Source organism: Ruegeria sp. AP11, assembly GCF_056535865.1.
Map to the genome: position 1 here is coordinate 303,989 of NZ_JBQFJB010000002.1, position 22,526 is coordinate 326,514.

General features: G+C 59.8%; 19 protein-coding genes. 8 read left to right on the forward strand and 11 right to left on the reverse strand.

Annotated features, from left to right (window positions below; genetic code table 11):
• The first annotated feature begins 200 nt into the window (after window positions 1–200).
• The 8 genes from ACR3E4_RS19335 (at window position 201) to ACR3E4_RS19370 (ending at window position 9,279) form a co-directional block, all read left to right on the forward strand.
• A complete protein-coding gene (locus ACR3E4_RS19335; RefSeq protein WP_480530743.1) occupies window positions 201–1,463 on the forward strand; it encodes an ABC transporter substrate-binding protein in 1,263 nt (420 codons plus the stop codon).
• Window positions 1,463–2,413, forward strand: coding sequence for a carbohydrate ABC transporter permease (locus ACR3E4_RS19340; protein ID WP_480530745.1), 951 nt, complete (start codon window positions 1,463–1,465; stop codon window positions 2,411–2,413). Before ACR3E4_RS19335 ends, ACR3E4_RS19340 begins: the two co-directional genes overlap by 1 nt.
• Window positions 2,410–3,231, forward strand: a complete 822-nt coding sequence (locus ACR3E4_RS19345; RefSeq protein WP_480530747.1) for a carbohydrate ABC transporter permease — start codon at window positions 2,410–2,412, stop codon at window positions 3,229–3,231. The genes ACR3E4_RS19340 and ACR3E4_RS19345 overlap by 4 nt, the downstream gene beginning before the upstream one ends.
• Window positions 3,232–3,254: 23 nt before the next feature.
• A complete protein-coding gene (locus ACR3E4_RS19350) occupies window positions 3,255–4,280 on the forward strand; it encodes a LacI family DNA-binding transcriptional regulator (RefSeq protein WP_480530749.1) in 1,026 nt (341 codons plus the stop codon).
• The gene (locus ACR3E4_RS19355; RefSeq protein ID WP_480530751.1) at window positions 4,277–5,167 is read left to right on the forward strand and encodes an endonuclease/exonuclease/phosphatase family protein; all 891 of its coding nucleotides are present in this window, start codon (window positions 4,277–4,279) and stop codon (window positions 5,165–5,167) included. Before ACR3E4_RS19350 ends, ACR3E4_RS19355 begins: the two co-directional genes overlap by 4 nt.
• Window positions 5,160–6,257, forward strand: coding sequence for an ABC transporter ATP-binding protein (locus tag ACR3E4_RS19360; RefSeq protein ID WP_480530753.1), 1,098 nt, complete (start codon window positions 5,160–5,162; stop codon window positions 6,255–6,257). The genes ACR3E4_RS19355 and ACR3E4_RS19360 overlap by 8 nt, the downstream gene beginning before the upstream one ends.
• 89 nt (window positions 6,258–6,346) lie before the next feature.
• Window positions 6,347–8,410, forward strand: coding sequence for an alpha-amylase family protein (locus ACR3E4_RS19365; protein ID WP_480530755.1), 2,064 nt, complete (start codon window positions 6,347–6,349; stop codon window positions 8,408–8,410).
• A gap of 2 nt (window positions 8,411–8,412) precedes the next feature.
• Entirely contained in the window at window positions 8,413–9,279 is an 867-nt protein-coding gene (locus tag ACR3E4_RS19370; RefSeq protein WP_480530757.1) for a glycerophosphodiester phosphodiesterase, read from the forward strand.
• Window positions 9,280–9,338: 59 nt separating this feature from the next.
• Here ACR3E4_RS19370 and ACR3E4_RS19375 read toward each other — a convergent pair whose 3' ends face one another.
• The 11 genes from ACR3E4_RS19375 to ACR3E4_RS19425 all read right to left on the reverse strand — a co-directional run bounded on the left by ACR3E4_RS19375 (window position 9,339) and on the right by ACR3E4_RS19425 (window position 22,521).
• The gene (locus tag ACR3E4_RS19375; RefSeq protein WP_480530759.1) at window positions 9,339–10,892 is read right to left on the reverse strand and encodes a trimethylamine methyltransferase family protein; all 1,554 of its coding nucleotides are present in this window, start codon (window positions 10,890–10,892) and stop codon (window positions 9,339–9,341) included.
• 178 nt (window positions 10,893–11,070) lie between these two features.
• On the reverse strand, window positions 11,071–12,021 hold the full coding sequence (locus ACR3E4_RS19380; RefSeq protein WP_480530761.1) for a GlxA family transcriptional regulator: 951 nt from the start codon (window positions 12,019–12,021) through the stop codon (window positions 11,071–11,073).
• Between the two features lie 220 nt (window positions 12,022–12,241).
• Window positions 12,242–12,976, reverse strand: a complete 735-nt coding sequence (locus ACR3E4_RS19385) for an SDR family NAD(P)-dependent oxidoreductase (protein ID WP_480530763.1) — start codon at window positions 12,974–12,976, stop codon at window positions 12,242–12,244.
• Window positions 12,973–13,704 carry an SDR family NAD(P)-dependent oxidoreductase gene (locus ACR3E4_RS19390; protein ID WP_480530765.1) on the reverse strand — a complete coding sequence of 244 codons (732 nt, stop codon included), beginning with the start codon at window positions 13,702–13,704 and terminating at the stop codon, window positions 12,973–12,975. The genes ACR3E4_RS19385 and ACR3E4_RS19390 overlap by 4 nt, the downstream gene beginning before the upstream one ends.
• Window positions 13,705–13,708: 4 nt before the next feature.
• Entirely contained in the window at window positions 13,709–14,833 is a 1,125-nt protein-coding gene (locus ACR3E4_RS19395) for a mandelate racemase/muconate lactonizing enzyme family protein (RefSeq protein WP_480530767.1), read from the reverse strand.
• The gene (locus tag ACR3E4_RS19400) at window positions 14,833–15,924 is read right to left on the reverse strand and encodes an alcohol dehydrogenase family protein (protein WP_480530769.1); all 1,092 of its coding nucleotides are present in this window, start codon (window positions 15,922–15,924) and stop codon (window positions 14,833–14,835) included. Before ACR3E4_RS19400 ends, ACR3E4_RS19395 begins: the two co-directional genes overlap by 1 nt.
• Before the next feature lies 1 nt (window position 15,925).
• The gene (locus tag ACR3E4_RS19405) at window positions 15,926–17,035 is read right to left on the reverse strand and encodes a mandelate racemase/muconate lactonizing enzyme family protein (RefSeq protein WP_480530771.1); all 1,110 of its coding nucleotides are present in this window, start codon (window positions 17,033–17,035) and stop codon (window positions 15,926–15,928) included.
• Between the two features lie 37 nt (window positions 17,036–17,072).
• Complete coding sequence (locus ACR3E4_RS19410) at window positions 17,073–17,624, reverse strand: TetR/AcrR family transcriptional regulator (protein ID WP_480530773.1); 552 nt, start codon at window positions 17,622–17,624, stop codon at window positions 17,073–17,075.
• A gap of 168 nt (window positions 17,625–17,792) precedes the next feature.
• On the reverse strand, window positions 17,793–19,619 hold the full coding sequence (locus tag ACR3E4_RS19415; RefSeq protein WP_480530775.1) for a BCCT family transporter: 1,827 nt from the start codon (window positions 19,617–19,619) through the stop codon (window positions 17,793–17,795).
• A 68-nt stretch (window positions 19,620–19,687) separates the two neighbouring features.
• Window positions 19,688–21,028: an NAD(P)/FAD-dependent oxidoreductase gene (locus ACR3E4_RS19420; protein ID WP_480530777.1), complete on the reverse strand. Its 1,341-nt coding sequence runs from the start codon at window positions 21,026–21,028 to the stop codon at window positions 19,688–19,690.
• Entirely contained in the window at window positions 21,025–22,521 is a 1,497-nt protein-coding gene (locus ACR3E4_RS19425; protein ID WP_480530779.1) for an aldehyde dehydrogenase, read from the reverse strand. The genes ACR3E4_RS19420 and ACR3E4_RS19425 overlap by 4 nt, the downstream gene beginning before the upstream one ends.
• Window positions 22,522–22,526: the final 5 nt, after the last annotated feature.

Genomic DNA, 22,526 nt, shown 5'->3' on the forward strand with positions numbered 1-22,526 from the left:
ATGCACGAGTGCTGCTGCGAGTGTCAAACTGGCCGGTTAGCCCGATTGGCCGGAGTAACTGGTTGCGTTGAGCAAAAATATCGTAACAAGTTGTAATATAAATAAAAAATCAGAGTCCAGGCAGAAAATTATTGACAGGTTCATATTTGTGTCGCACGACTCGATTAAGGAAATGAAACGTTTCATTTTGGGAGGGAACCATGACCTTGAAACTCAAGACCTCAGTACTCGCGATGAGTGCGGCGCTTATCGCAACCAGTGCTTTCGCAGCTGATCGCGAGGTCATCTTGCTGAACTGGCTGGGTGGCACGGAAGCCGAGATGTTCAATGCTCTGGAAGCGGGCTTTGAGGCCGCAAACCCTGATATCGACCTGCGCCAGATCAACCCCGGGGCGGGGGGTGATGATGCCCGCGCCGGTATTCGCACTGCACTGCTGTCGGGTGAGAAATTCGATGTTCTGATCAACACATGGCCATCGCTGGAAAAAGAGATGGTGGACAACGATCTGGTGGTGTCTCTGAATGATGCGTGGGATCAGTATAACTGGTCGGACTCGCTGAGCGACAGCTGGCGCAATCTGTCCACCTATGACGGCGAGACCTATGGAACCTACATCATCGCGGGCAACCGCGCGGGGATGTGGTACCGGGTCGACAATTTGAAAGGTCTGGGACTGGATGCGCCGCAGAACTGGGATGAGTTCCTGGCCTCGTTTGAAACCTTCCGCGCAGCTGACAAGATGCCGGTCTACATGGGTGCGCGCAGCTGGGCCCAGACTGAGTGGTTCGAGAATGCACTGCTCAAGACCGCGGGCACAGATTTTGCCCGCAAACTTGCCAATCATGAGGTGTCGTGGGAGTCGGAAGAGGTAAAGCAGACCCTGCGCAATTTGCGCGCCATGCTCGAGGCCAATTGCTGTGCTGATGCCGACACCATGTTGTCGACCCACTGGTCGGATGGCGCAGATGCGGCACTGAAGGATGGTGATGCCGGATATGTTCTGATTGGCACCTGGCTGAACGCTCGCGCTTCGAACGAATACGGGCTGGAGCCGGGGGTGGACTATAGTTTTGTCAACTTCCCGACCATCGATCCGGCCCATTCGGATGCGCTGAGTGTGGATGGCAAAAATCTTGTCGTCATGAAGAACGGCGACAACCAGGATGACGCAATGCTTTTTCTGGATTATGCCCTGTCGGCGGAAGGCTCGCGCATCATCGCCGAATACAATCAGGCGACCCCCAGCAAGAATGCTGACCCCTCCAACTATGATCCGATCGTCGCCAAGTACGCCGAAGCGCTGCAAAGCTCGGACGTCTTCTTTGTCCTTGACGACCTATTGCCGACAGAATTGTCGGGTGAATTCCGCATCGGGTTGCAGGAATTCCTGCGCGATCCCTCGGATGCCAGCATCGACGCGATCACAGCGCGTTGGGAAGCCAAAGCGGCGGACGTCTACTGATGTCGATGTCGCAGGGGTCCAGTGTTTCCTCCCGGACCTTGTCCGGATCCCGCGTGGGGTCCGGACCGTCCTGGCGTACCCGGTTCAACCGGATTGACTGGGTTGCCTTCGTGCTGTTGGCTCCTGCGCTGGCTTTTTTTGTGGTTGGCGTTCTTTATCCGCTGATTGAAACCTTCCGGATCAGTTTTCTGGACTGGACCGGGCTGAGCAAGCCAACCCCCATTGGAATTCAAAACTATATCGATCTGTTTTCCGATCCGAATTTCCACAACGCGCTGAAGGTCACCTTCACCTGGACCCTTGCCTGTACCAGCATTTCTGTGGCGCTTGGGTTTACCATGGCGCTGCTATGTGGGCTTGCGCCCAAGCAAACCGCGCCGTTCCGGCTGGTGATCTTTGCGGCTTATGGGATTTCCGAGGCAGCGACAGGACTGATCTGGCTGGGTATCCTGCAACCTGATTACGGGCTGTTCAACGGAATTTTGCGCGGCATCGGGCTGGATCATCTGGCCACGCCATGGCTGGGTAATCCCGACACAGCACTATGGGGTGTCACCGCTGCCTATGTCTGGTCGCAGGCCGGGTTGCCGCTGCTGACCTGTTTTGCCGCCGTTCAGGCCATTCCCCGCAGTCAGATCGAAGCGGCTTATGTCGACGGGGCCACCAACTTTCAGATCCTGCGTTATATTCTGGCACCGCTGGCTCTGCCGGGACTGAAGATCGCCGTGTTCATCAATCTGCTGAATTCGCTCAAGGCCTTTGACATGATCCATATCCTGACAACCGGTGGGCCGGTGCGGGCCACGGAAACCGTCGGGTATTTTATGTACAAAGAGGCCGTGGTGTTCTTCAAACAAGGTTACGGCGCGGCCAGTACCATTGTTCTGCTTGTCGCGGTGGTTATCTGCGCCATCCCCCTGATCCTGGACCGGAGCGCCGAGAGCCGATGATACAGAAACCTCCTCGCTGGGCCGTCCTGTCGATGGCCTGCGCCGCACTAGTCTGGCTGGCACCTCTGGCGGGCATCATCCTGATGTCTATCCGCCCCGAGGGTGAGATCACTTCGGGATGGTGGGTGATCACGCCATTCACGTTTACGCTCGAAGCCTGGGTCACGGTCTGGGAAAACTATCCGCTAGGGGCTGCGCTTTACAATTCGTTCTGTGTTGCCGCGCTGGCCACGATCTTCCCGGTGCTCTTTGCGCCCGCTGCGGCCTATGCGTTCCAGTATCTGCATTTTCCGTTCCGGACCGCGTTGCTGCTGATCTTGGTCAATGCCTTCGTGGTCCCGAACCAGATCGTCATCATTCCGCTGTTCCAGCTGTGGCGGGAACTGGGGCTGATCGATACCTATTGGGCAGTGGTGATCCCCTTTACCGGGCTGTCCTTTGCCTGGGCGGTGTTTCTGGTCAAAAGCTTTCTGGCCAACTTTCCCCGCTCGCTGATCGACGCGGCGCAGGTCGACGGGTGCGGCCATCTGCGGACGTATTTCTACATCGTGCTGCCGAACTCTCTGACCTCGATGGCCGCGGTGGCGATCCTGCAATTCATGTGGGTGTGGAACTCGCTGCTGCTGCCCTTGCTGTTCCTGCGCGAAAAACAGACGCTGCCGATGCTGCTGTCGACCATCGCCGGGACCTATGAGCCAAATCTGGATCAGCGGGCGGTGGCCACCATCATCACCTCGATTGTGCCTTTGGTCGTATTCCTTCTGTTCCAGAAGTATTTCTCGGCTGATGGCAAGAACAAGAGCGGGGCCAAGGGCTGAGCCATGAAGAAACGAGGCCGGATATGAGCAGTGACAAGCGACCGACCGTGATCGATGTGGCCCGCGCGGCGGATGTCGCGGTGGGGACAGTGTCGCGCTACCTCAACGGGCAGAACCTGCGCGAAAAGACCCGGGTGCGGCTTGAGGCAGCCATTGACGAACTTGGTTTTCGCGCCGACCCGGTGGCGCGGGCGATGAAATCGTCGCGGACACTGACGCTTGGCTTCGTCACCCCCGCTTTTGACGGTTTCAACGGGGTGATCATGACCGAGATGGTCCGGGCGTTTCGCGATATCGGCTATTCGATGCTGTTTTTCAGCCATGCCTATGAAGACAAGGCGATGCAGGATGCCATTCAATCCGCTGCGGATCGGCGCATTGACGGGCTGGTCTTTTCCGGTAACAGCGCGGCCAAGGATGAGCTGGAACAGTTATCGGCCTCGGGTATCCCGGTGGTCCTTTATAACAACGATGTGCCCGGACTGGTTGCGGACCGGGTGCTGGTCAATGACCGCGCGGCCACCGCCGATGCGGTGACCCGCATGATCGAGCTTGGCCACCGCCGGGTCGGCATCGCCCTGGGAGATCTGGATACGCAGACCGCCCGCAACCGGCATCTGGGCTATCGAGATGCGCTGACGGCTGCCGGCCTGCCGCTGGATCCAGCGCTGGAACATCCTGGCAACTGGGCGCGCGAGGTCGGGGCAGAGGCAACCCGCGCGTTTCTGACGCTCGACGATCCTGCCACTGCGGTTTTCTATTCCAGCGACCGGATCGGGCGTGGCGCGCTCGAGTTCATCTCGACCCATCAGTTGCGACCGGGAATCGATCTGTCGATGGTCTGTTTCGATGATCACGAGGTCTTTCGTCTCTATCCCCCCGGCATTGCCACTATCGAACAGCCCATCGGCGAGATTGCCATTCATGTGGCCAAATGCATGGCGGCACGTCTGGATGGCTCGGAAACCGGACCGCCCCGGGAAATCCTGCTGGATTGTACCCTGCACGAACGGCCGTCCCTTCAAAAAACACAAGGCAGACTCAAGTGAAAATCGTCACCTATAACATCCAATACGGCGTTGGCCGGGACAAGAAACTGGACCTCAAGCGCATTGCAGATGAACTGCAGGGCGCCGATATTATCGGCCTGCAAGAGGTTGACAGGTTCTGGAAGCGCGGCGGCGATGTGGATCAGGCGGAAACGCTGGCCGAGTATCTGGGCGACTATTATTGGGTTTATGCCTCGGGCATGAATGTCGATGCCAGCTATCGCAATGACGAAGGTCGCCTGATCAATCGCAGGCGGCAGCATGGCGACATGATCCTGTCGCGCTATCCGATCCTGTCGACCCGGTCGTGGCCCCTGCCGACCCGTGGCTCGTTCACGCGGCATTGCATGCATTCGATCCTGCTTGAGGCGGTGATCGACGCTCCCGGCGGGCCACTGCGGGTTTACAACGTACATCTGTTCTACTGGTCCCCGGACTATGCACTGGATCAGGCCCGGTTCGTGCGGCAGCGCATTCTCGAGGCTCCGTTGCAGGGTGGCTCGTGGAATGGCGATCCGGCATGGATGGACGATCACTGGACCAATGGCGAGACCCCTCCGCCGATGCCCCAACCGGCCATCCTGCTGGGCGACATGAACAATGCGCCGGGCAGCGCGGTTTATGATGAATTCACCGGCCCCATCGGCATGGAAGGCGGCCGGGTCATGACGCTTGACCGGTTTGTCGACAGCTGGACCTGGCTGGGCCACGCCGAAGGCTCGGGACAGACAAGCCACTTCAGCGACCACCATATCGACCATATCTTTGTCACCCCCGACCTGCGGCACCGGCTGAAGGCGACTCATATCGACGAAGCGGCCGCCGGGTCCGATCACAAACCCGTCTGGCTGGAGCTGGACGAGAACATGGATGGTCAAGATGGCTGAAGTTGTTCTGACAGAAGTTCGCAAGTCCTACGGCAAGCTGGATGTCGTTCATGACATGAACCTGGAAATTCCCGACAAGGAATTCGTGGTTTTTGTCGGTCCTTCGGGCTGTGGCAAATCCACGACGCTGCGGATGATTGCGGGGCTTGAAACGATCAGTGCGGGCACCGTTCAGATCGGTGACAGGGTGGTGAATGAAATCCCGCCGCGCGGGCGTAACATCGCGATGGTGTTTCAGGATTATGCCCTGTATCCGCATATGACGGTCGAGGGTAATCTGGGCTTTGGTCTGAAGGTTCAGGGGATGCCCCGGGCGGAAATCAATCGTCGGGTATCCGAGGCCGCCGAAACGCTGGGCCTGACCGAGCTTTTGCGCCGCAAGCCCGGGCAATTGTCAGGCGGTCAGCGTCAGCGCGTCGCCATGGGCCGCGCAATCGTGCGCGAACCCGAGGTCTATCTATTTGACGAGCCGCTTTCAAATCTGGACGCCAAGCTGCGCACGCAGATGCGGGCCGAGGTCAAACGCCTGCACCAGCGGGTCGGAAATACAATCATTTATGTAACGCATGATCAGGTCGAGGCGATGACGCTGGCCGACCGCATCGTGATCATGCGCGATGGCGTCATCGAACAGGTTGGGACCCCTCGCGACGTGTTCGAGCGCCCCGCCAATTCCTTTGTGGCCACGTTCATCGGCTCTCCGCCAATGAACCTGATCGATGTTGAACTGGACCGCAGCGGGCCTGCGCCGCAGCTGCGGTTTGCCGATGGTCAGACGCTGCCGTTGCATGCGCAATTCATCAAAATGCCGGGTTTGCCGGACCGTCTGTCGCTGGGCGTGCGTCCCGAAGATATCACGCCGGTTGGCCATGGTCTGGAACATAGTGGTGAAACCCGGCAACTGACATTTGGTGTCGATCTTGCCGAAGATCTGGGTTCTGAGGCGATCCTGTCTGTCCGCGTCGGGTCGCAACTGATCCAGTCGACAATGTACCACCCCCTGCCGATCGCGTCGGGCCAGACCCTGAGTTTTGACGTCGCGCTGAACAAGCTGCACCTGTTTGACCCGCACAGCGGCGACCGCATCTGAGGCGACTGCGTAACGCTTTTCGATCCGGCGGCATCTGGTCGCCGGACAGTCACCTTTTGACCGGCATACAATTGAGATGGACGTGACCCATGCACGATAGAGACCCTGACAATTTCCGCTTTCGCCAGATCCATCTGGATTTCCACACCTCAGAACATATCCCCGACGTAGGCGCAGATTTCGATCCGGACCAGTTTGTGCAGGTGCTAAAGGACGGGGCGGTTGATTCCGTCACCCTGTTTGCGCGCTGCCATCACGGCTGGGCGTATTATCCCACGCAGATCGGCAAACCGCATCCGCATTTGCAACGGCCTGATCTGCTGGGCGACATGGTGCGCGCCTGCCGCGCCGCTGATATCGAAACGCCGATCTACATGACCGTGCAATGGGACGAACTGACCGCGCGCGAACATCCCGAATGGCGGGTGATGAGCGCGCTGAACACGCCCGCGCATTATGCCGGAACCGAACCCAGCGCGATGCACCAATTGACCCCGGCCTGGCACACGATCTGCCTGAACCATCCGGGCTATATCGACTATGTCATCGCCCTGACCAAAGAGGTCTGCAACGCCTATGCGCCACCGGCCCTGTTCATGGACATCGTGGGATCGAACCAATGCGTCTGCCCGGCCTGCCTTGAATCGACCGTTGCCATGGGTCAGGATCCGACGACCGAAGCGGGCCGCCGCGCCAATGACAAGGCGCGGATCATGGATTTCTTCGAACGCTTCACGACCGAGATCAACTCGGATTTTCCCGATGTCCGGATCTTTTATAACTCGGGTCATGTGTTCAAAGACAAGGAACGCTATCAGCATTACGGGCAGGTCGAGATCGAAAGTCTGCCAACCGGAGGCTGGGGGTATGATCATTTCCCGGCCTCGGCCCGCTATGCTGACGGGCTCGGCCTGCCGATGCTGGGAATGACCGGCCGGTTTCATACTCATTGGGGAGAGTTCGGAGGGTTCAAACGCCCGGAAGCGCTGATCTTTGAATGCTGTCAGATGTTGGCCATGGGCACGCATTGCTCGATCGGTGACCAACTGCACCCGCGTGGCGCAATGGATCCGGCAATCTACAAGCTGATCCGACCGGCGTATGAGCGTGTGCGCCAGTTGGAACCCTATGCGCGCGGGGCCGAATATCAGGCCGATGTAGCGCTGCTGGTGGTCGAGTCTCAGAACCTCCGCCTGTCGTCTCATACCAATCACCGCATTCCGGCCAGTGATCGGGCCGCTGCGCGCACCTTTCTTGAGATGCAGATTCCCTTCGACGCCATCGATGCCGACGCCGATTTTGCCAAATACCAGTTGATCGTGCTGCCTGACGAGGTGCGGTTGGATAAAGTGCTGCAAGATAAGCTGGCCGACTATGTCGCCCAAGGCGGTGCGGTTCTGTCGACGGGCCAATCGGGGTTGACGCCGGACGGGCAGTGGATGGCGCTGGATATCGGCGCCGATCTGTCGGGTACTGAAATCGCCTTTGATCCGTCCTACGTGTCATTCGACAACGCGTTCGACAGTGATCTGCCCGCGACCCCCTTGGTGATGTATCAGAAGCCGCTGCCCCTGACTGCAACGGACGCCGAGGTTCTGGCGGTGGTCCGCCCCTCGTATTTTAACCGCAACTGGGCGCATTTCTGTTCGCATCTGCATACCCCGGAAAACCCCGGGGCCGATGACCTGGGCCCGGCGATGCTGCGTAAGGGGCGGGTGATGCATTGCGCCTATCCGCTGTTCTCGCTCTATGGCGCAACGGGGCAGGTGCTGTACAAATACATGCTGCGCGGGATGATCGACGCGTTGTATCCGGATCGGCTGCTGTCAACCAACCTGCCCTCAGCCACCCGCATGTCGCTGATGCGCCAGCCGAACGAGGGGCGGGACGTGTTGCACGTCCTCTATGCGCCGACGCAGCTGCGCGGGTCCGGCATGGCGATCACCGATTCCGAGCTGCGGCAGATCGAAGTAATCGAGGACGCCCCCTGGATCAGCGACGGCATCGCCCATATCCGCCGTGATCACGCCCCGGGCCGGGTACGTTGCGCCTATTCCGATGCGGAGTTGGTGTGGGAGTTCGAAGGCGGGTATCTGAGTATCTCTCTGCCGCAGTTCCATATTCACGCTGCCGTCGTGATCGACGATACTTAGCGATGATGGCAATCGCTCCGACGCATCTGTTGGCCGCGGACGGGCGCAAGGTCGCTCTGAAATGGCACAAGCTGAAAACCGCGTCGGAAGATACGCCGTTTCAACGCACAAGATTGGTCGAGGCCATTGAAGCTGGCGCCTCTGTAGAAGTGGATCTGACACCGCATAAGGGTGTCGGATTTGCGGTTTTGCACGACCGGCATCTTTCTTCTAAAACAACAGGCCAGGGTCTGATCCGTGACACTGACCCGGAGGAAATCCGCAAGCTCAGGCTGTTGCGCATGGACGGTTCGCCGGACAAGCAAGCCCCGATGTGTGATACCGACATTGCCGATTTGCTGGCGGATGCCTCAGACAGCAATGTGCAGGTGCAGTTCGATCTCAAAGGTGGGCCTGAAGAAATCACGACAGCCCATCTGGCGCATCTGGGCAAGCTTCTTTCGGCGCATGCCGGGCATATTGTCGTAAGCAGCCCCCATCGTGAGGTGCTGGATCGACTTTACCGCCTGGCACCGGGAATCCCACAAGGCTTTGATCCCACTCAATTGCTGCTGCGTCATCTGCAACAGGATAAGAAAGCAAATCTAAACCGCATGCTTGATGCGTTATCAAGTATCTTGGCACGTCTCGACAATACGCCCTTCGATTACGTCTACATCAATTACAGGCTGGTTCTGTTTTTGAAATCTGAGGGCATTGATCTGCCCGCCTTCTTTTCTGAGTATGGCGCAACAGTTGATGCCTGGACCGTGGATAGCACAACCGAGAATGCGAGCGACGATCTGGCATCCTTGCTTGCCATGCCCATTGATCAGATCGCCACGAATACGGCTGTCTCACTTACCAAACTGAACCCCTCTCAACTTTAGTGCACGCAAACAAAAAAGCCCGCCTGAGAAGGCGGGCCAGTTTGGGGAGGGAAGCGTGCTTAGTACGTCTGGTTCAGCTCGTCTGCGGCAGGAATTTCCCGCTCGCGGCGGGCGATATAGTCCAGCAGCTCTTCGTTCTTGGCTTCATCCAGCTTGGGTTCTTCATATTCACCCAGCAGCTTCTTGGCATGTTTCAGCGCTCGTTCAGTGATCTCGACACTGCCTTCGGCGACCCATTGCTCGATCGAGTTGTTGTCGAACAGGTCGGGCATGAAGAACGCCTGCTGGAAGTTGTCCTGCGTGTGCGGGTGACCCAGATAGTGGCCGCCGGGGCCGACATCCGGAACGGCCGCAACCGCCTGATCGAAATCGTGCCATTTCGGACCCTCGGCCATCCGGTAGGCCATGGCGCATTGTTCCGCGTCCACGATGAACTTGGCGGTCGAGCAGTGCATCCCGGCCTCGTTCCAGCCTGCCGAGTGCCAGATGTAGTTCGCCCCGGCATGCATGACGGCCTGCAATGTGGTGGCGGATTCGTACCCGGCCTGCGCGTCAAAGGTCTTGGCCCCGCCCAGCGTGTTCGAAGTACGCCACGGCACATCATAGAACCGCGCCATCTGGCCGATCATGAAGTTCATCAGGCTGATTTCCGGTGTGCCGGCCATCGGCGCGCCCGATTTCATCGAAACGGTCGACAGGTAGTGGCCCCAGATCGCCGGCGCGCCCTTGCGGATCACCTGCGTATAGGCCAGCGCCGACAGCGCCTCGGCGGTCAGCTGCGCAACGGTGGCGGGCACCGAAGCGGGCGTGTTGGCGCCACCCAGAACGAAGGGCGAGCACAGAACCGGCTGATTGCGGCGGCAGAAGGCGCGCATCGCGCCCAGCATGGTTTCATCCCAGACCAGTGGGCTGTTGCCATTGCAGTTGCCGGTGGTGACGGGGTGGCTGTCGATGAATTCGTCACCAAACAGGATGGCGCACATGTCAATGACATCCTCGGCGTTCTTGGGCGAGGTGGTCATGCCCATGAACATCTTGTCGGAATATTTCATCGACGAATAGGTGATGCGCAGATGGCGCTGGCTGATCGGATGATCGTAGGGCTCGACAATATGGTGCGCCGTGCTGTGCATTGCGGGCATCATATGCGCCAGCTTGTGGAACATCGCCAGATCGTCCAGCGTCGGGTTGCGGCGCACATCGTCCAGATCGCGCAGGAAGGGCGCGCCGGTCATCGGCACGAACACCGCATGTTTGTCACCCAGTTTCAGACTCTTCTGCGGATCGCGCGCGTGATAGGTGAACTGCGCCGGGATGGTTGCGATCAGCTCGCGCACCATGTTGCGGTCCAGATAGACCAGTTCATCGACGACCTTGGCACCGGCTTTCTTCCAGTCCTCCAAAGCAATCGGATCGCGGAACTGGACGCCTACGTTTTCCAGAATGTCCATGGCCGCATTGTCGATCATCTCGACCTGCGCACCATCCATCACCTCGCAATGCGGCAGGTTGTTGGTTAGGCCCGGCAGCATGTCAAACTTTGGTGCGGTACGAATCGCCCGGCGGGCAGAACGACCGCCCGAGCGGGAGCGGGTACGGCTTTCAGTGGTCATCGTGAGTCTCCAGAATTTTCGCCGTATATCGCATCTCTGGCGGGTTCCTGCCTCCAATCTTGCGAAGCAAATTTGATAGATGCGACATATCTTCGGCGCAAATGCGATCACCCGTCCTGTCCGATCTGCAAGGCGCAAATCAGACCGACGATCAAAAACCGTTTCCGGAGTGTGAGGCCTAACTCAATTTGTTCCGCTGCGCCTGCGGAGAGACACCAAAGCGCGCGCGATAAACCTTCGAGAAGTGACCGGGGCTTTCATATCCGCAGGCCATTGAAATATCCGTCACAGAATCTTCGGTCTGCAACAGAAGCTTTCGGGCACGGTCCAGCCTCATTTCGACATAGTATTTCTTTGGTGTGGAATTCAGATATTTACCGAACAGCCGCTCAAGCTGGCGGGTGGAAATTCCAAGATTGGCTGCGATCGAAGAGGGCGGGATCGGGTCGTCAATCTGATCGCGCATGATACGGATGGCCCCGACCAGATGTTTGTTGCGCATACCATTTCTGGACTGCAACGAGACGCGTTGCTCGGCCGTCGCGTTGCGAACAGCGACATAGACCATCTGATCAGCTACATCGAGCGCGAGGTCTTCGCCGTGATCTGCTTCGATCAGATGCAGCATGAGATCCGCGGTCGCTGTACCCCCGGACGCCGTGATGTGTTTTTCATCCGCAACAAAAACGTTGCGTACCAGATTTACATCCGGAAACGCCTCCATGAAGCTGTCGTGATATTCCCAGTGTATCGCTGCTTTGCATCCGTTCAGAAAACCAGCCTCGGCCAATATCCACGCGCCCGAGCAAAGAGCGCCGATTTCAGTTCCCTTGGCCCGTTCCCGTCGCAGCGCAGACAATAGCGGGCGGCTGACATGATTGCGCATGTTGATGCCCGACAATACCAACAGCCTGTGGCATTTGGAAACCGAAGAAAAATCCCCATCCACCAGGGTTTTGGACCCGTTCGAGGATGTGACAGACACTCCATCTTCAGAATGCAGCGACCAGTCGTACAGGTTTTCACCGCTGATCAGATTTGCGATGCGCAATGGTTCCACTGCGCATGAGAATGCGAGGTGAGAAAACTCATCTGTCAGGAAAAATACGAACTTCCGTGTCTGGGACATGATCGTCGCGACTGCCAGTTAACCGACTTGCAAAACTGTGTGAGGTGAAGTTGTGGCTATATTACCGACTATGGGGCGTCAAGCCAGCCTGGGGGATGTATTGCAAACTTAGTGGGTCGATCAATCCCGGTATTTCTTTGGGCGGATAGTCCGGATCAATGTTGCGAAATGGTGCTGCGAAAGCGCGGCGCCGGAACGAATTGGCGCCGCACATTTGCTCTTAGGGCAGGCTGAGCTTTGCCATGCGCCCGCCGTCGACGGTATACACCTGCCCGGTGATAAACCCGCTTTCCTCGGCCGCAAGGAACGCAGCCAACGCGGCCACTTCTTCAGGTTTGCCAGTGCGGGCGACGGGGTGGATTTTTCCGATATCGCGCCGAAAGGCGTCGGGATCGGGCATCGTTTCGATGAAATCGAGGTTCAGCTCGGTATCGATCCAGCCCGGCGCGATCGCATTGCAGCGGATACCCTCGGCCCCATGATCGACCGCAACGGCGCGCGTCAGCCCGTGCAGCCCGGCCTTCGAGGCGCAATAGGCCGCGTGGCCAGGGTTGCTGCCCAGACCTTCGATGGACCCGGTGTTGAGGATACTGCCGCGCGTTTTGCGCAGATGGGGCAGGGCGGCCTGTATCATCAGAAACGGCGCAGTCAGATTGACCGTTAGGTTCTTTTGCCAGTCCGCCAGCGTCATCTCTTCGACCCGGGCCTCCTGCATCATCCCGGCGTTGTTCACCAGAACATCCAGCTGACCTGCGCTCGAAATGACCTCGGCCACGACTTGCGAGGGGCTTTCAGGATCGGTGAAATCCGCCGTGATCCCCTCGAAGCGAGGCTCTGCACCGCGCTGCGCGGTGAAGACGCGTGCGCCCTCGGACGTCAGACGTTCGGCAATGGCCTGCCCGATGCCCGAACGCCCGCCGGTGACCAGCGCCACCTTGTTCTCAAACCGCCTCATGCGACCGGTTTCCCGCCATTCACCTCGACCAGCGTGCCGCACATATAGCGCGCCGCGTCCGAGGCCAGGAACAGGACGACATCGGCGATGTCGTCCGGCTCGGCGATGCGGCCCAGCGGTACGGTCTGGCCCAGCTCGGCCACCGCCTTGTCAGGGTCAAAGCCGCGCTTGGCAAAGCCCGAGCGCAGCATCGGTGTATTCACCTCGTTGGGACAGACCGCGTTGATGCGGATACCCTGATGCGCGTGGTCCATGCCCATGCATTCGGTCAGCGAGGCGATTGCGGCCTTGGTCATGCAATACAGCGCGTGGTTCGGCCCCGGCGCCTTACCGCCCCAGCACGAGGCGGTGTTGACGATGGCCCCACCACCCGTCTCGGCCATCAGCGGGATGGCCGCGCGGCAGATGCGGAACGGGGCCTCGACATTGACGCCCATCGACAGGGACAAGTCAGCGTCCGAGGTCTCGGTCACCGGCCCGCGCGTGATCACGCCCGCGTTGTTGATGACGATGTCCAGCCCGCCCAACGCGTCATGTGCGGCCTGAGGCAGCGCGTCGCAATAGCCTGCCTCCAGCAGGTCGCCGGGCAAATGCGCCTCGGCGGTCAGGGTGTCGGTTGCACGGTCTGCGACTGCCACCCGCGCGCCACTTTGGCGCAGCTTGTCGACAATGGCCTGACCGATGCCGCCCGCAGCGCCGGTGACCAATGCGCGTTTTCCTTCGAACATTTTGTTATAACTCCCAGGTTTCGAGTGGAGTGCCCAGAAGATCGCGGTCTACGGTGACCCCCAATCCCGGTGCGTCGGGTGGCAGAACGCCGCCATCCTGCACCGGGGCGTCAAACGCGCCAATCTGGAATTCAATGATGTCGCGGGTATCAAGCACACAGCGCAGCAGGTTGCTCGGAACGGTGGCTCCCATATGCACGATAGCCGCAAAGGACAGGGTTGATCCTGTGGTGTCCTGAACGCTCATGGTCAGCCCGGCGGCGCGGCAGATGTCACGCTGGCGACGCGAATGGGTCAGGCCACCCGCCTTGGTGATCTTCAGGCCAATTCCGTCTGCCACATCATTGGCCACCAGCAAGGCAACGTCCTCGTCCAGCTGGGTCAGTTCGTCCAGGATGATGGGCACATCGGTTCGGGCGCGCAGCGACATGGTTTCGCGCCAGGTCGAGCACGGCGCTTCCAGTACGAAATCCAGACCCGACGGCAAGGCGCGCAGCATCCGCAGCGCGGTTTCCGGCACCAGCCCGCCATTGGCGTCGACGATGAAGTATTCGCCGGGCTGACGGTCGGCCAGCGAGGCGGCGATGCGTTCCGCATCCAGCGCCGGGCCGCCTTCGGCCTCGGACGCGCCCACCTTGACCGAGTGACCGCGATACCCCTTGGCGCGGTGCGCGGCGACGCGCGCGCGCATATCCTCGGGCGTACCGGCGTAAATCGAACTGATCGTCGGCAGCCGTTGCCCCGTTGCCCCGCCCAGCAGGGTGCAGACCGGCAGACCGACGGATTTGCCGAGCAGGTCCCAGCAGGCGGCGTCTATGGCGGCTTTGGCGTGGTTGTGGCCCAGCAGCGCCTCGTCCATCGCGTCGTTGATCCGGTCGACGTGGCGCGGATCACGCCCGATCAGATGGGGCGCGATCTCGGCAATTCCGGCGCGGGTTCCCATGCCATGCGCCGCGATGTAGTTCGGACCGAACGGCGTGCTTTCGCCCCAGCCTTCGGTGCCGTCATCGGCCGTGACGCAGACGAAAGTGCCGTCAAAGCTGGTGTAGATCCGCCCGCCCGACAGCTCGTAAGCGCCGTGGGCATAGGGCAGGTCCACCTGGAACATTTCGATTCTCTTGATTTTCATCACGACACCTGCGGCGGGATCAGCACCAGCTGACCGGTATGTTTCTTGGCCAAAAAATCCTCCTGAGCGATGGCGATATCGCTCAGCGGATAGGTCTTGGCGACGACGGGGCGGATTTCTCCGGCCTCGATGTATTTCACCAGATTCTCGAACACGACGTCGTCCTGAAAGGTGCAGCCGAACAGGGTCAGGTCCTTGAGGTAGAGCGTGCGGATGTCGATTTCGCAGATCGGCCCGGCGATGGCTCCGGCGGTGGCATAGCGCCCGCCCCGGCGTAGCACGTCCAGCAGGTTGGGCCATTGCGGACCCGCGACCAGATCGACGACGACGTCGATCGAGCCCGCGCCCAATTCCGCCACCAGATCGGCATCGCGGTCCAGAATACGGTCGGCGCCAAGCGCCTTGACCGCCTCGGCCTTCGACGGCGAGCAGATCGCGATCACATGCGCGCCGCGCCGTTTGGCCAGTTGCACGGCGGCCGAGCCGACGCCGCCCGAGGCCCCGGTGATCAGTACCGTTCCCGCGCCGACACCGGCGCGGTGCAGCATGCCTTCGGCGGTGGAATAGGCACAGGGGATCGCAGCCAGTTCGACGTCATCCCAATCGCAATTCACCGCGTGGGTTTCCTGTGACGGGGCAACACAGAACTGGGCAAAACCACCATCGCATTCACTGCCGATGGTCCAGCATTCATAGGGGCGATATTCGACATAGGTGCGAAGCATGTTGCGCACGATCACGCGCGCGCCGATGCGGGCCGGATCGACGCCTTCGCCAACCGCGGCGATATGGCCGCAGACATCGGCACCCTGAATGCGGGGGAATGTCAGCGGCGTGCCGGACCAGCTGGCATCGTCGTCATCGACGCTGTCGAACCCTTCGGCCCCGCCGGTGTTGGTGTCCTCGGTCACTGCCTTGGAGTACCAGCCGATGCGCGTGTTGATGTCGGTATTGTTGACCCCGGCGGCGGCGACGCGGATCAGCACCTCGCCCGCATTCGGTTGCGGCACTGCAACGTCGTCACGATAGGCCAGCTTGTCGATGCCGCCATGGCCGGTCAGTTGTACGGCATGCATGGTTTTGGGGATCATCTCAGCCTCCGAAAGACGCGACCGGCGCGCCGAATTTGGTTTCATCCGGCGTGACACCCAGACCGGGGCCGGTGGGGCGCTGGATATGGCCGCCGACAATCTGGATCCCGTTCTCGGGATCGTAATTGCCCTCGATATAAGGCGCGGCCAGCCAGACGCCTTCGGACAGGGAGGGGCGCACGGTCGCGCCGATCTGGGTACAGGCGGCAGCAATGATATCGCCGCCCCAGTTGTCGTCGCAGGTATGAGGCAGGTTGCGCGCCTCGCAAATGTCGCGGAAGGTCCGCATGTTCTGCAGCCCGCCGATCCGGGTGACTTTCATGCCGAACCCGTCGACCAGCCCGGTGCCCACCGCCGAGATCACCGTGTTCAGATCGACGCTGTTTTCATCCATATAGATGGCATGGGTGACCTGAGGGCGGATTTTCTGAAGATCCTGATAGGTGTTGCAGGGCTGTTCCATGACAAATGGAATATCGGGGCATTCCCGGCTGACCCGCAGGGCGTCGCGGGTGGTCCAGCCACGGTTGGCATCGACGGCCATGCGCATGCCCGAGCCCTTGATCACTTCCCACACCTTGCGCACGGTCTCGATATCCACCTCGACAGGGCGGCCGCCGACCTTGACCTGAAGGCGCGGATAGCCCTCATCCATTTTCTCTTTAGCCAGCCGCGCGATCTCATCCGGTGCGCCAACGCCGGTGGCGTAGTACGAGGGGACACGGTCCATCTGCGCCCCGCCCAGCAGGTCGGCCACGTTCACGCCCAGTTTCTTGCCCAGAAGGTCGTGCGCGGCGATGTCGATAGCGGCCTTGGCATAGTTGTGACCGTTCAGTAGGCTGTTCATCTTGTGATGCAGCGCCATTGGCCAAATCTCGGCCCCAAGCAGCCCCTCGGCCAATACGCCAAGGGCCGCACGGGCACCGGCGGTGTGGCTTTCGGAATAGGTCGCGCCGACCGGGCAGGTCTCGCCCCAGCCGATGGTGCCGTCCTCGGCCACCAGTTTGACCAGCGTGGTATCCAGCGCCCAGACCTCGGCATTAGCCATTGTGTAGGGGCCGTTCTTTACCGGCAGGTCATATGCGTAGATGTGGAGTTCCTTGATCTTCACGTCAGATCCTCTTGTCAATTTGCCGGTTGGTCCGGCTTTAGTGAATATGTGCGGACCCAAGCAGCGCACGGGCGCAGCGCATGGTGGCGTCGGTTGCGGGTTTTGCTCCGATCAGACGGGCGCTTTCGGTCAGCCCCTCGTGCAGGACGAACAACGCTTCGGACAGAGCATCGGCATCGCATTCCGGGCTGACGTGCAACAATCGCGCGCGGAACATGTTTCTGACACGCGTTTTGTGTTCGAGAACCGCCTGTCGGATGGCATCGCTTTCGGGATAGGCGGCCAGAGCATTGCGGAACAGGCAACCCATGTTTGAAATCTCGTACAACCAGTCCGACAGACGAACGATTACGTGCAACACGTGGTCCGCACCCACTTTATCGTCCTGACCTATCCAGTCGGAATAGGTCGCGTCCCGGTGGTTCAATGCGCCGATTACCATCGCCTCGCGGCTGGGGAAATGCTTGTACAGCGTCCTGAGCGAAACATTTGCTCCGGCGCGCAACGCCTCGACCCCTTGGGTGGCAAAGCCCATTTCGGAAAACTGGCGATCAAGATTTTCGGCGATCTGAGTCTGGGTATCAGTCATGAGCGCACAGGTAGAGTGATCGCTCTACCTGTGCGCAGCAGATTGCGACAACATTGTCTTCTGAGCGACAAAAATGAAATCGAACTCACCGGCTGCGTGATGCGTCTGGCGAATATAAAAACGCCGCCCCAAAAGGGACGGCGTTGATCTTTTGGGTGCGCATGGCGCTTATTCGGCGGCTTGCGCCTCGGGAGAGCCGTGCTTGTCGCGCTGGCTGTCGCGGTAAAGCGCCTTGGCCAGAGCCACCATCATCAGGCCCATCACCATGGTGAATGGCAACGCGCCGATGATCATCGCATTCCGCAGCGCGTCCATCGGGTTGTTTTCGCCTGCTGCCAGGATCAGCGCGCCGATCACAGCGGTCAGGATCAGACCCCAGATGATGCGGTGCTTGATGCCGGTTTCCTGGCTGCCGCCCGACATGATCGTGTTCATCACCAGAATTCCCGAGTCCGCCGAGGTCACCAGGAAGGTCATGATCAGGATCACGCACATCACGTTCAGCATCGACAGCAGGCCACCGTCGATCATGTAGGACAGCGTTACGAACAGCTTGTTGGTGTTCGACGCTCCGATGATCGCGCCACCGGCTTCGCCGGCGAGTTCCAGATCAATGGCGGTACCACCCAGAACTGTCATCCATGCAAAGCAGACCAGCGCCGGTGCGAACACACAGCCCAGGATGAACTCACGCACGGTGCGACCCTTGGAGATGCGCGCCAGGAACAGACCCACAAAGGGCGAGAACGCAATCCACCAGGCCCAGTAGAACGTGGTCCAACCAGCCTGCCAACCGAACTGACGACCCTGCTCACCCGCGGCATAGGCTGCGGCCAGCGTTGCTTCGTCCAGCTCTGCAGCTGCGCCTTCCAGACCGCTCTTGAAGCCGTCAAAGCTGCCCCAGGCATTGGTCGCGCCACCCATCAGGGCGTCCGCATGGGCCTGTGCTTCGGCGGGCAGAGCTGCCGCGAAGGATTCAGCCGACAGCGGACCATAGGCGCCAAAGCTCAGCCAGAGGAAGTTCAGGATGTAGTCTACCATTGCCGAACCATAGGTGGTCATGGCGAAGACGAACGAACCGAATACGACAAAGGTACCCAGCAGGATGATCGACAGCACCAGGTTCAGGTTCGACAGGTATTTCACACCCCGTCCAACACCGGAGACCGCCGAGATGATCGAAAGGCCCATGATGACAAGCAGTCCTGCGATCAGGCCCACTTTCGACGGAGTCGGAACATCGCCGCCCAGATTCATCACCCATTCCATGCCGGTGATCGCATAGACACCGTCGATGAACTGGCTGACACCATAGCCGATGGTGACCGAGACACCCAGAATCGTTGCAACAACGCCCAGTACGTCGACCACATGACCCAGAAAGCCATTCAGCAGTTTGCCGAAAAGCGGTGTGAGTGCGGCACGGATAGTCAGGGGCATATCGCGGGTATAGGCATAATAGGCCAGCGACAGGCCGGTCACCACATAGATCGCCCAGGCGTGGAAGCCATAGTGCAGGTAGGTATAGCGATAGGCTGACTGGACCGCTTCGGGTTCATTGCCCGGAACGTCCCCGGCGACGACCACGGGGTTTGATCCCCACAGCCCCAGCGGTTCAGCGGTGGCAAACACCATCAGACCCACACCAAGGCCAGCGCCAAACATCATCGAGAACCACGAGAAGTTCGAAAACTCGGGCTTCTCACCCGGAGTACCCATGACCCGCTTGCCGGTGGCCGGGATGATGGCAACGATCGCAAGGAAGAAGAAAAACAGCCCCACGATGATGACATAAAAGCTGTTGAAGCTTTCCAGCAGCTTTCCATTCAGGCTGCCCAGCGTACCGTTTGCATTGGCCGGAAACACCAGCGCCCAAAGCACAAGCGCGACCATGATGCCCTTACTGATCAGGGCAATCGGTACACTGTTATTCTCATAAAAACCGCTATCCGCCGTTTTTATCTCTAGATCTGTAAATGGTTCTTTTATCGACATTTGATATCTCCCGTGTCGTGTCGAAAGCCATTACCTGGCTTTTTATTTGCTAGATGACTTGTTTAGTTTTACTCGTTTTTAGCGTTCCACTCCTTCCAACGCAGTACGATATTTGCCCCGATTTCCCGAAACGGCTGAGGGGGTAGTCGTTTAGGTTTCGTTTCGGCACTAAAATATTGAGAAATATCAGAGCTTTGGCCGCAAGCAAGCTCGGCCGCCGCGATTCCGGTCAAAGTCCCGCGAGCGGTCCCCAACCCGTTCTGGACGCAGCCGGAATAGACGCCCGTGTCAATCTCACGCGTGACAGAAACGCCGTTGAGACTCAGGCAGAGGTGACCGGCCCATTGATGCTCCATCTGCGTTCCAGCCAGTTGCGGGAAGCGCTGATCGAACTTGCGCTGCATCACGCGCGAAGCCCGACGCAGATCGTTCTGTGTCGCGGTCATCCCGGGTCGCAGGGCTGCGCAAGTGCGCGTAACAATCCGATTGCCACCCTGACCGGTGTCGATACGGCGCATCGTCGTGCCCATGGGATCCGAAGGTGTCACGCCCCAGCGTGACTGACCGCCCAGCTTCGCCAGTGCCTCACTGTCCAGTTCCGGCGTCATTACCGCAAACAGGAACAGCTGCATCAGGCGGTTGCGCTCGATGCCAAAGCTTTCCAGATGGCCATTGACCGTCAACACCAGCTTCGGCGCGGTGACCGAGCCCTTTTCGGTCTGAACCTGCCAGCCCTCGCCGTCGCGGACAAAACTGGTGACGGGGCTGTTTTCGAAGATGCGCACGCCTTGCCCAGCCAGCCCATCCGCCAATCCGCGGATATAGCCCGCGGGCTGCAACATGACTGTGCCCGGCGTATAAAGACCTGAAATATAGTGGCGCGAGCCTGTCAGTTCGAACATCTGCTGTGGGTCCAGCGCCTGACTTTCCTCGCCCAGCGATGTCAGATGTTTCGCATAGCTTTGATTATGCGCTTGTCCGGCCTCGCTGGCCGCACCGTTCACCTTGCCCGCTTGGTCAAAGTAATTGGGGTCGATCTGATATTCCTCGACCGCCGCGCGGGCAAAGCCGATGGCCTGACGGTTCAGATCGATCATCTTGCGATCGTCGCCACTGCCTGCATAGTCGTCCGAGGCCAGATCGTGCGGCAGGTCGATCATGAAACCCGAATTCCGGCCAGCCGCCCCTTCGGCGATGCGACCCGCCTCGATCACGACAACCTTTGCTTCGGGCTCCAATTGTGTGATGCGGCGTGCCGCTGTCAGACCAGCAAACCCGCCGCCGACCACGACAAAGTCGGCGCTCAGATTACCCTCCAATACCGTAGCAGGGGCCTGAGCCCCCAAAATGGCATTCCAGGCTGCCGGTCCGCGTTGGACCGGCAGGGATTTTGCGGTGTACCGCGTCAACTCACGGCCTCGTCGGCGTCATCGGACAGATCAATCCAGATTGTTTTCAACTGGGTGTACTGATCATGGGCATGAACCGAGTTGTCGCGACCACCAAAACCCGACTGTTTGTAGCCACCAAACGGCGTCGAGATGTCGCCTTCGCCGAAACTGTTGACCGTCACGGTACCGGCACGCAGGGCGCGCGCCCCACGAATGGCGCGCTTGGCGTTGGCGGTGAAGATCGACGCGCACAGGCCATATTCGGTGTCGTTGGCCACCTGAATCGCCTCGTCAAAGCCAGAGACTTCGATCACCGACAGCACCGGGCCAAAGATCTCTTCCCGGGCCAGAACCGCGTTGTTATCGGCAACCTCGACCACGGTTGCTTCGACAAAGCCGCTGTCGGCCTTGCCGCCGATGACCACGTTCTCGGCCTGATCCAGATAGCTGCAGACCTTGTTGTAATGGCCTTCGGACACCAGAGCGCCCATTCGGGTTTCCGGGTCCAGCGGATCGCCGATGTTCCACTGTTTGGCGTGATGCGCGATGCGCTCCAGCAGTTCCGCCTTGACCGCCTTGTGCACGATCAGGCGGGACGAGGCCGAGCAGTTCTCGCCCATGTTCCAGAACGCGCCGTTGACCAGATGCTGGGCCACGCGGTCCAGATTCTCGGCGTCGTCCATGACCACGGCAGGGTTCTTGCCGCCCATTTCCAGCACCACTTCCTTGGCGTTGGATTCCGCTGAATAGGTCAGGAATTTCTTGCCGGTCACGGTCGAGCCAGTGAAGGACACCATGTCGATATCCATGTGACGGCCGATGGGTTCGCCCACCTCGCCGCCGCCGCCGGGCAGGATGTTCAGGACACCAGCGGGCACACCGGCCTCCATCGCCAGTTCGGCGACGCGCAGCGCGGTCAGAGTGGTTTCCTTGGCCGGTTTGATCACCAGCGAACAGCCCGCCGCCAGCGCCGGGCCGATCTTCCACGCCAGCATCAGCAGCGGGAAGTTCCACGGCAGCACCAAGCCGACAACGCCGATCGGCTCGCGCACCACCATGGCGATGTGATCGTCGCTGGCGGGGCTGACCTGATCATACAGCTTGTCAATGGCTTCCGCGTGCCATTTCAGGCAGTGGATGGTTTCCGGCACGTCCACGGTTTCGCAATCATAGATGGTCTTGCCACTGTCGAGGCTTTCCATCACCGCCAGCTCGCGCGCGTTGCGGGTCATCAGTTTGCACAGACGGATCAGAACGTCCTTGCGTTCCGACGGGTGCATCTTGGACCAGCGGCCATCGTCAAACGCCTCACGCGCCTTTTCGACCGCAAAATCAACATCCTCGGTGCCACATGCCGCGATCTCGGTCAGCGTCTCGCCAGTGGCCGGGTTGACGGTGGTGAAGGTCTCGCCCGAGGCGGCAGGGCGGAATGTGCCGTCGATGAAGGCCCCGGTGGGCAGGTCCAGACCGGCGGCGATGGATTTGTATTCGTCCTGTGTCAGCAGATCCATGTTTC

What these genes read in the sequence shown, in the direction of transcription:
- ACR3E4_RS19335 (WP_480530743.1), top strand. Translation starts at nt 201, where the DNA reads ATGACCTTGAAACTCAAGACCTCAGTACTCGCGATGAGTGCGGCGCTT.
- ACR3E4_RS19340 (WP_480530745.1), top strand. Translation starts at nt 1,463, where the DNA reads ATGTCGATGTCGCAGGGGTCCAGTGTTTCCTCCCGGACCTTGTCCGGA.
- ACR3E4_RS19345 (WP_480530747.1), top strand. Translation starts at nt 2,410, where the DNA reads ATGATACAGAAACCTCCTCGCTGGGCCGTCCTGTCGATGGCCTGCGCC.
- ACR3E4_RS19350 (WP_480530749.1), top strand. Translation starts at nt 3,255, where the DNA reads ATGAGCAGTGACAAGCGACCGACCGTGATCGATGTGGCCCGCGCGGCG.
- ACR3E4_RS19360 (WP_480530753.1), top strand. Translation starts at nt 5,160, where the DNA reads ATGGCTGAAGTTGTTCTGACAGAAGTTCGCAAGTCCTACGGCAAGCTG.
- ACR3E4_RS19365 (WP_480530755.1), top strand. Translation starts at nt 6,347, where the DNA reads ATGCACGATAGAGACCCTGACAATTTCCGCTTTCGCCAGATCCATCTG.
- ACR3E4_RS19370 (WP_480530757.1), top strand. Translation starts at nt 8,413, where the DNA reads ATGATGGCAATCGCTCCGACGCATCTGTTGGCCGCGGACGGGCGCAAG.
- ACR3E4_RS19375 (WP_480530759.1), bottom strand. Translation starts at nt 10,892, where the DNA reads ATGACCACTGAAAGCCGTACCCGCTCCCGCTCGGGCGGTCGTTCTGCC.
- ACR3E4_RS19380 (WP_480530761.1), bottom strand. Translation starts at nt 12,021, where the DNA reads ATGTCCCAGACACGGAAGTTCGTATTTTTCCTGACAGATGAGTTTTCT.
- ACR3E4_RS19385 (WP_480530763.1), bottom strand. Translation starts at nt 12,976, where the DNA reads ATGAGGCGGTTTGAGAACAAGGTGGCGCTGGTCACCGGCGGGCGTTCG.
- ACR3E4_RS19390 (WP_480530765.1), bottom strand. Translation starts at nt 13,704, where the DNA reads ATGTTCGAAGGAAAACGCGCATTGGTCACCGGCGCTGCGGGCGGCATC.
- ACR3E4_RS19395 (WP_480530767.1), bottom strand. Translation starts at nt 14,833, where the DNA reads ATGAAAATCAAGAGAATCGAAATGTTCCAGGTGGACCTGCCCTATGCC.
- ACR3E4_RS19400 (WP_480530769.1), bottom strand. Translation starts at nt 15,924, where the DNA reads ATGATCCCCAAAACCATGCATGCCGTACAACTGACCGGCCATGGCGGC.
- ACR3E4_RS19410 (WP_480530773.1), bottom strand. Translation starts at nt 17,624, where the DNA reads ATGACTGATACCCAGACTCAGATCGCCGAAAATCTTGATCGCCAGTTT.
- ACR3E4_RS19415 (WP_480530775.1), bottom strand. Translation starts at nt 19,619, where the DNA reads ATGTCGATAAAAGAACCATTTACAGATCTAGAGATAAAAACGGCGGAT.
- ACR3E4_RS19425 (WP_480530779.1), bottom strand. Translation starts at nt 22,521, where the DNA reads ATGGATCTGCTGACACAGGACGAATACAAATCCATCGCCGCCGGTCTG.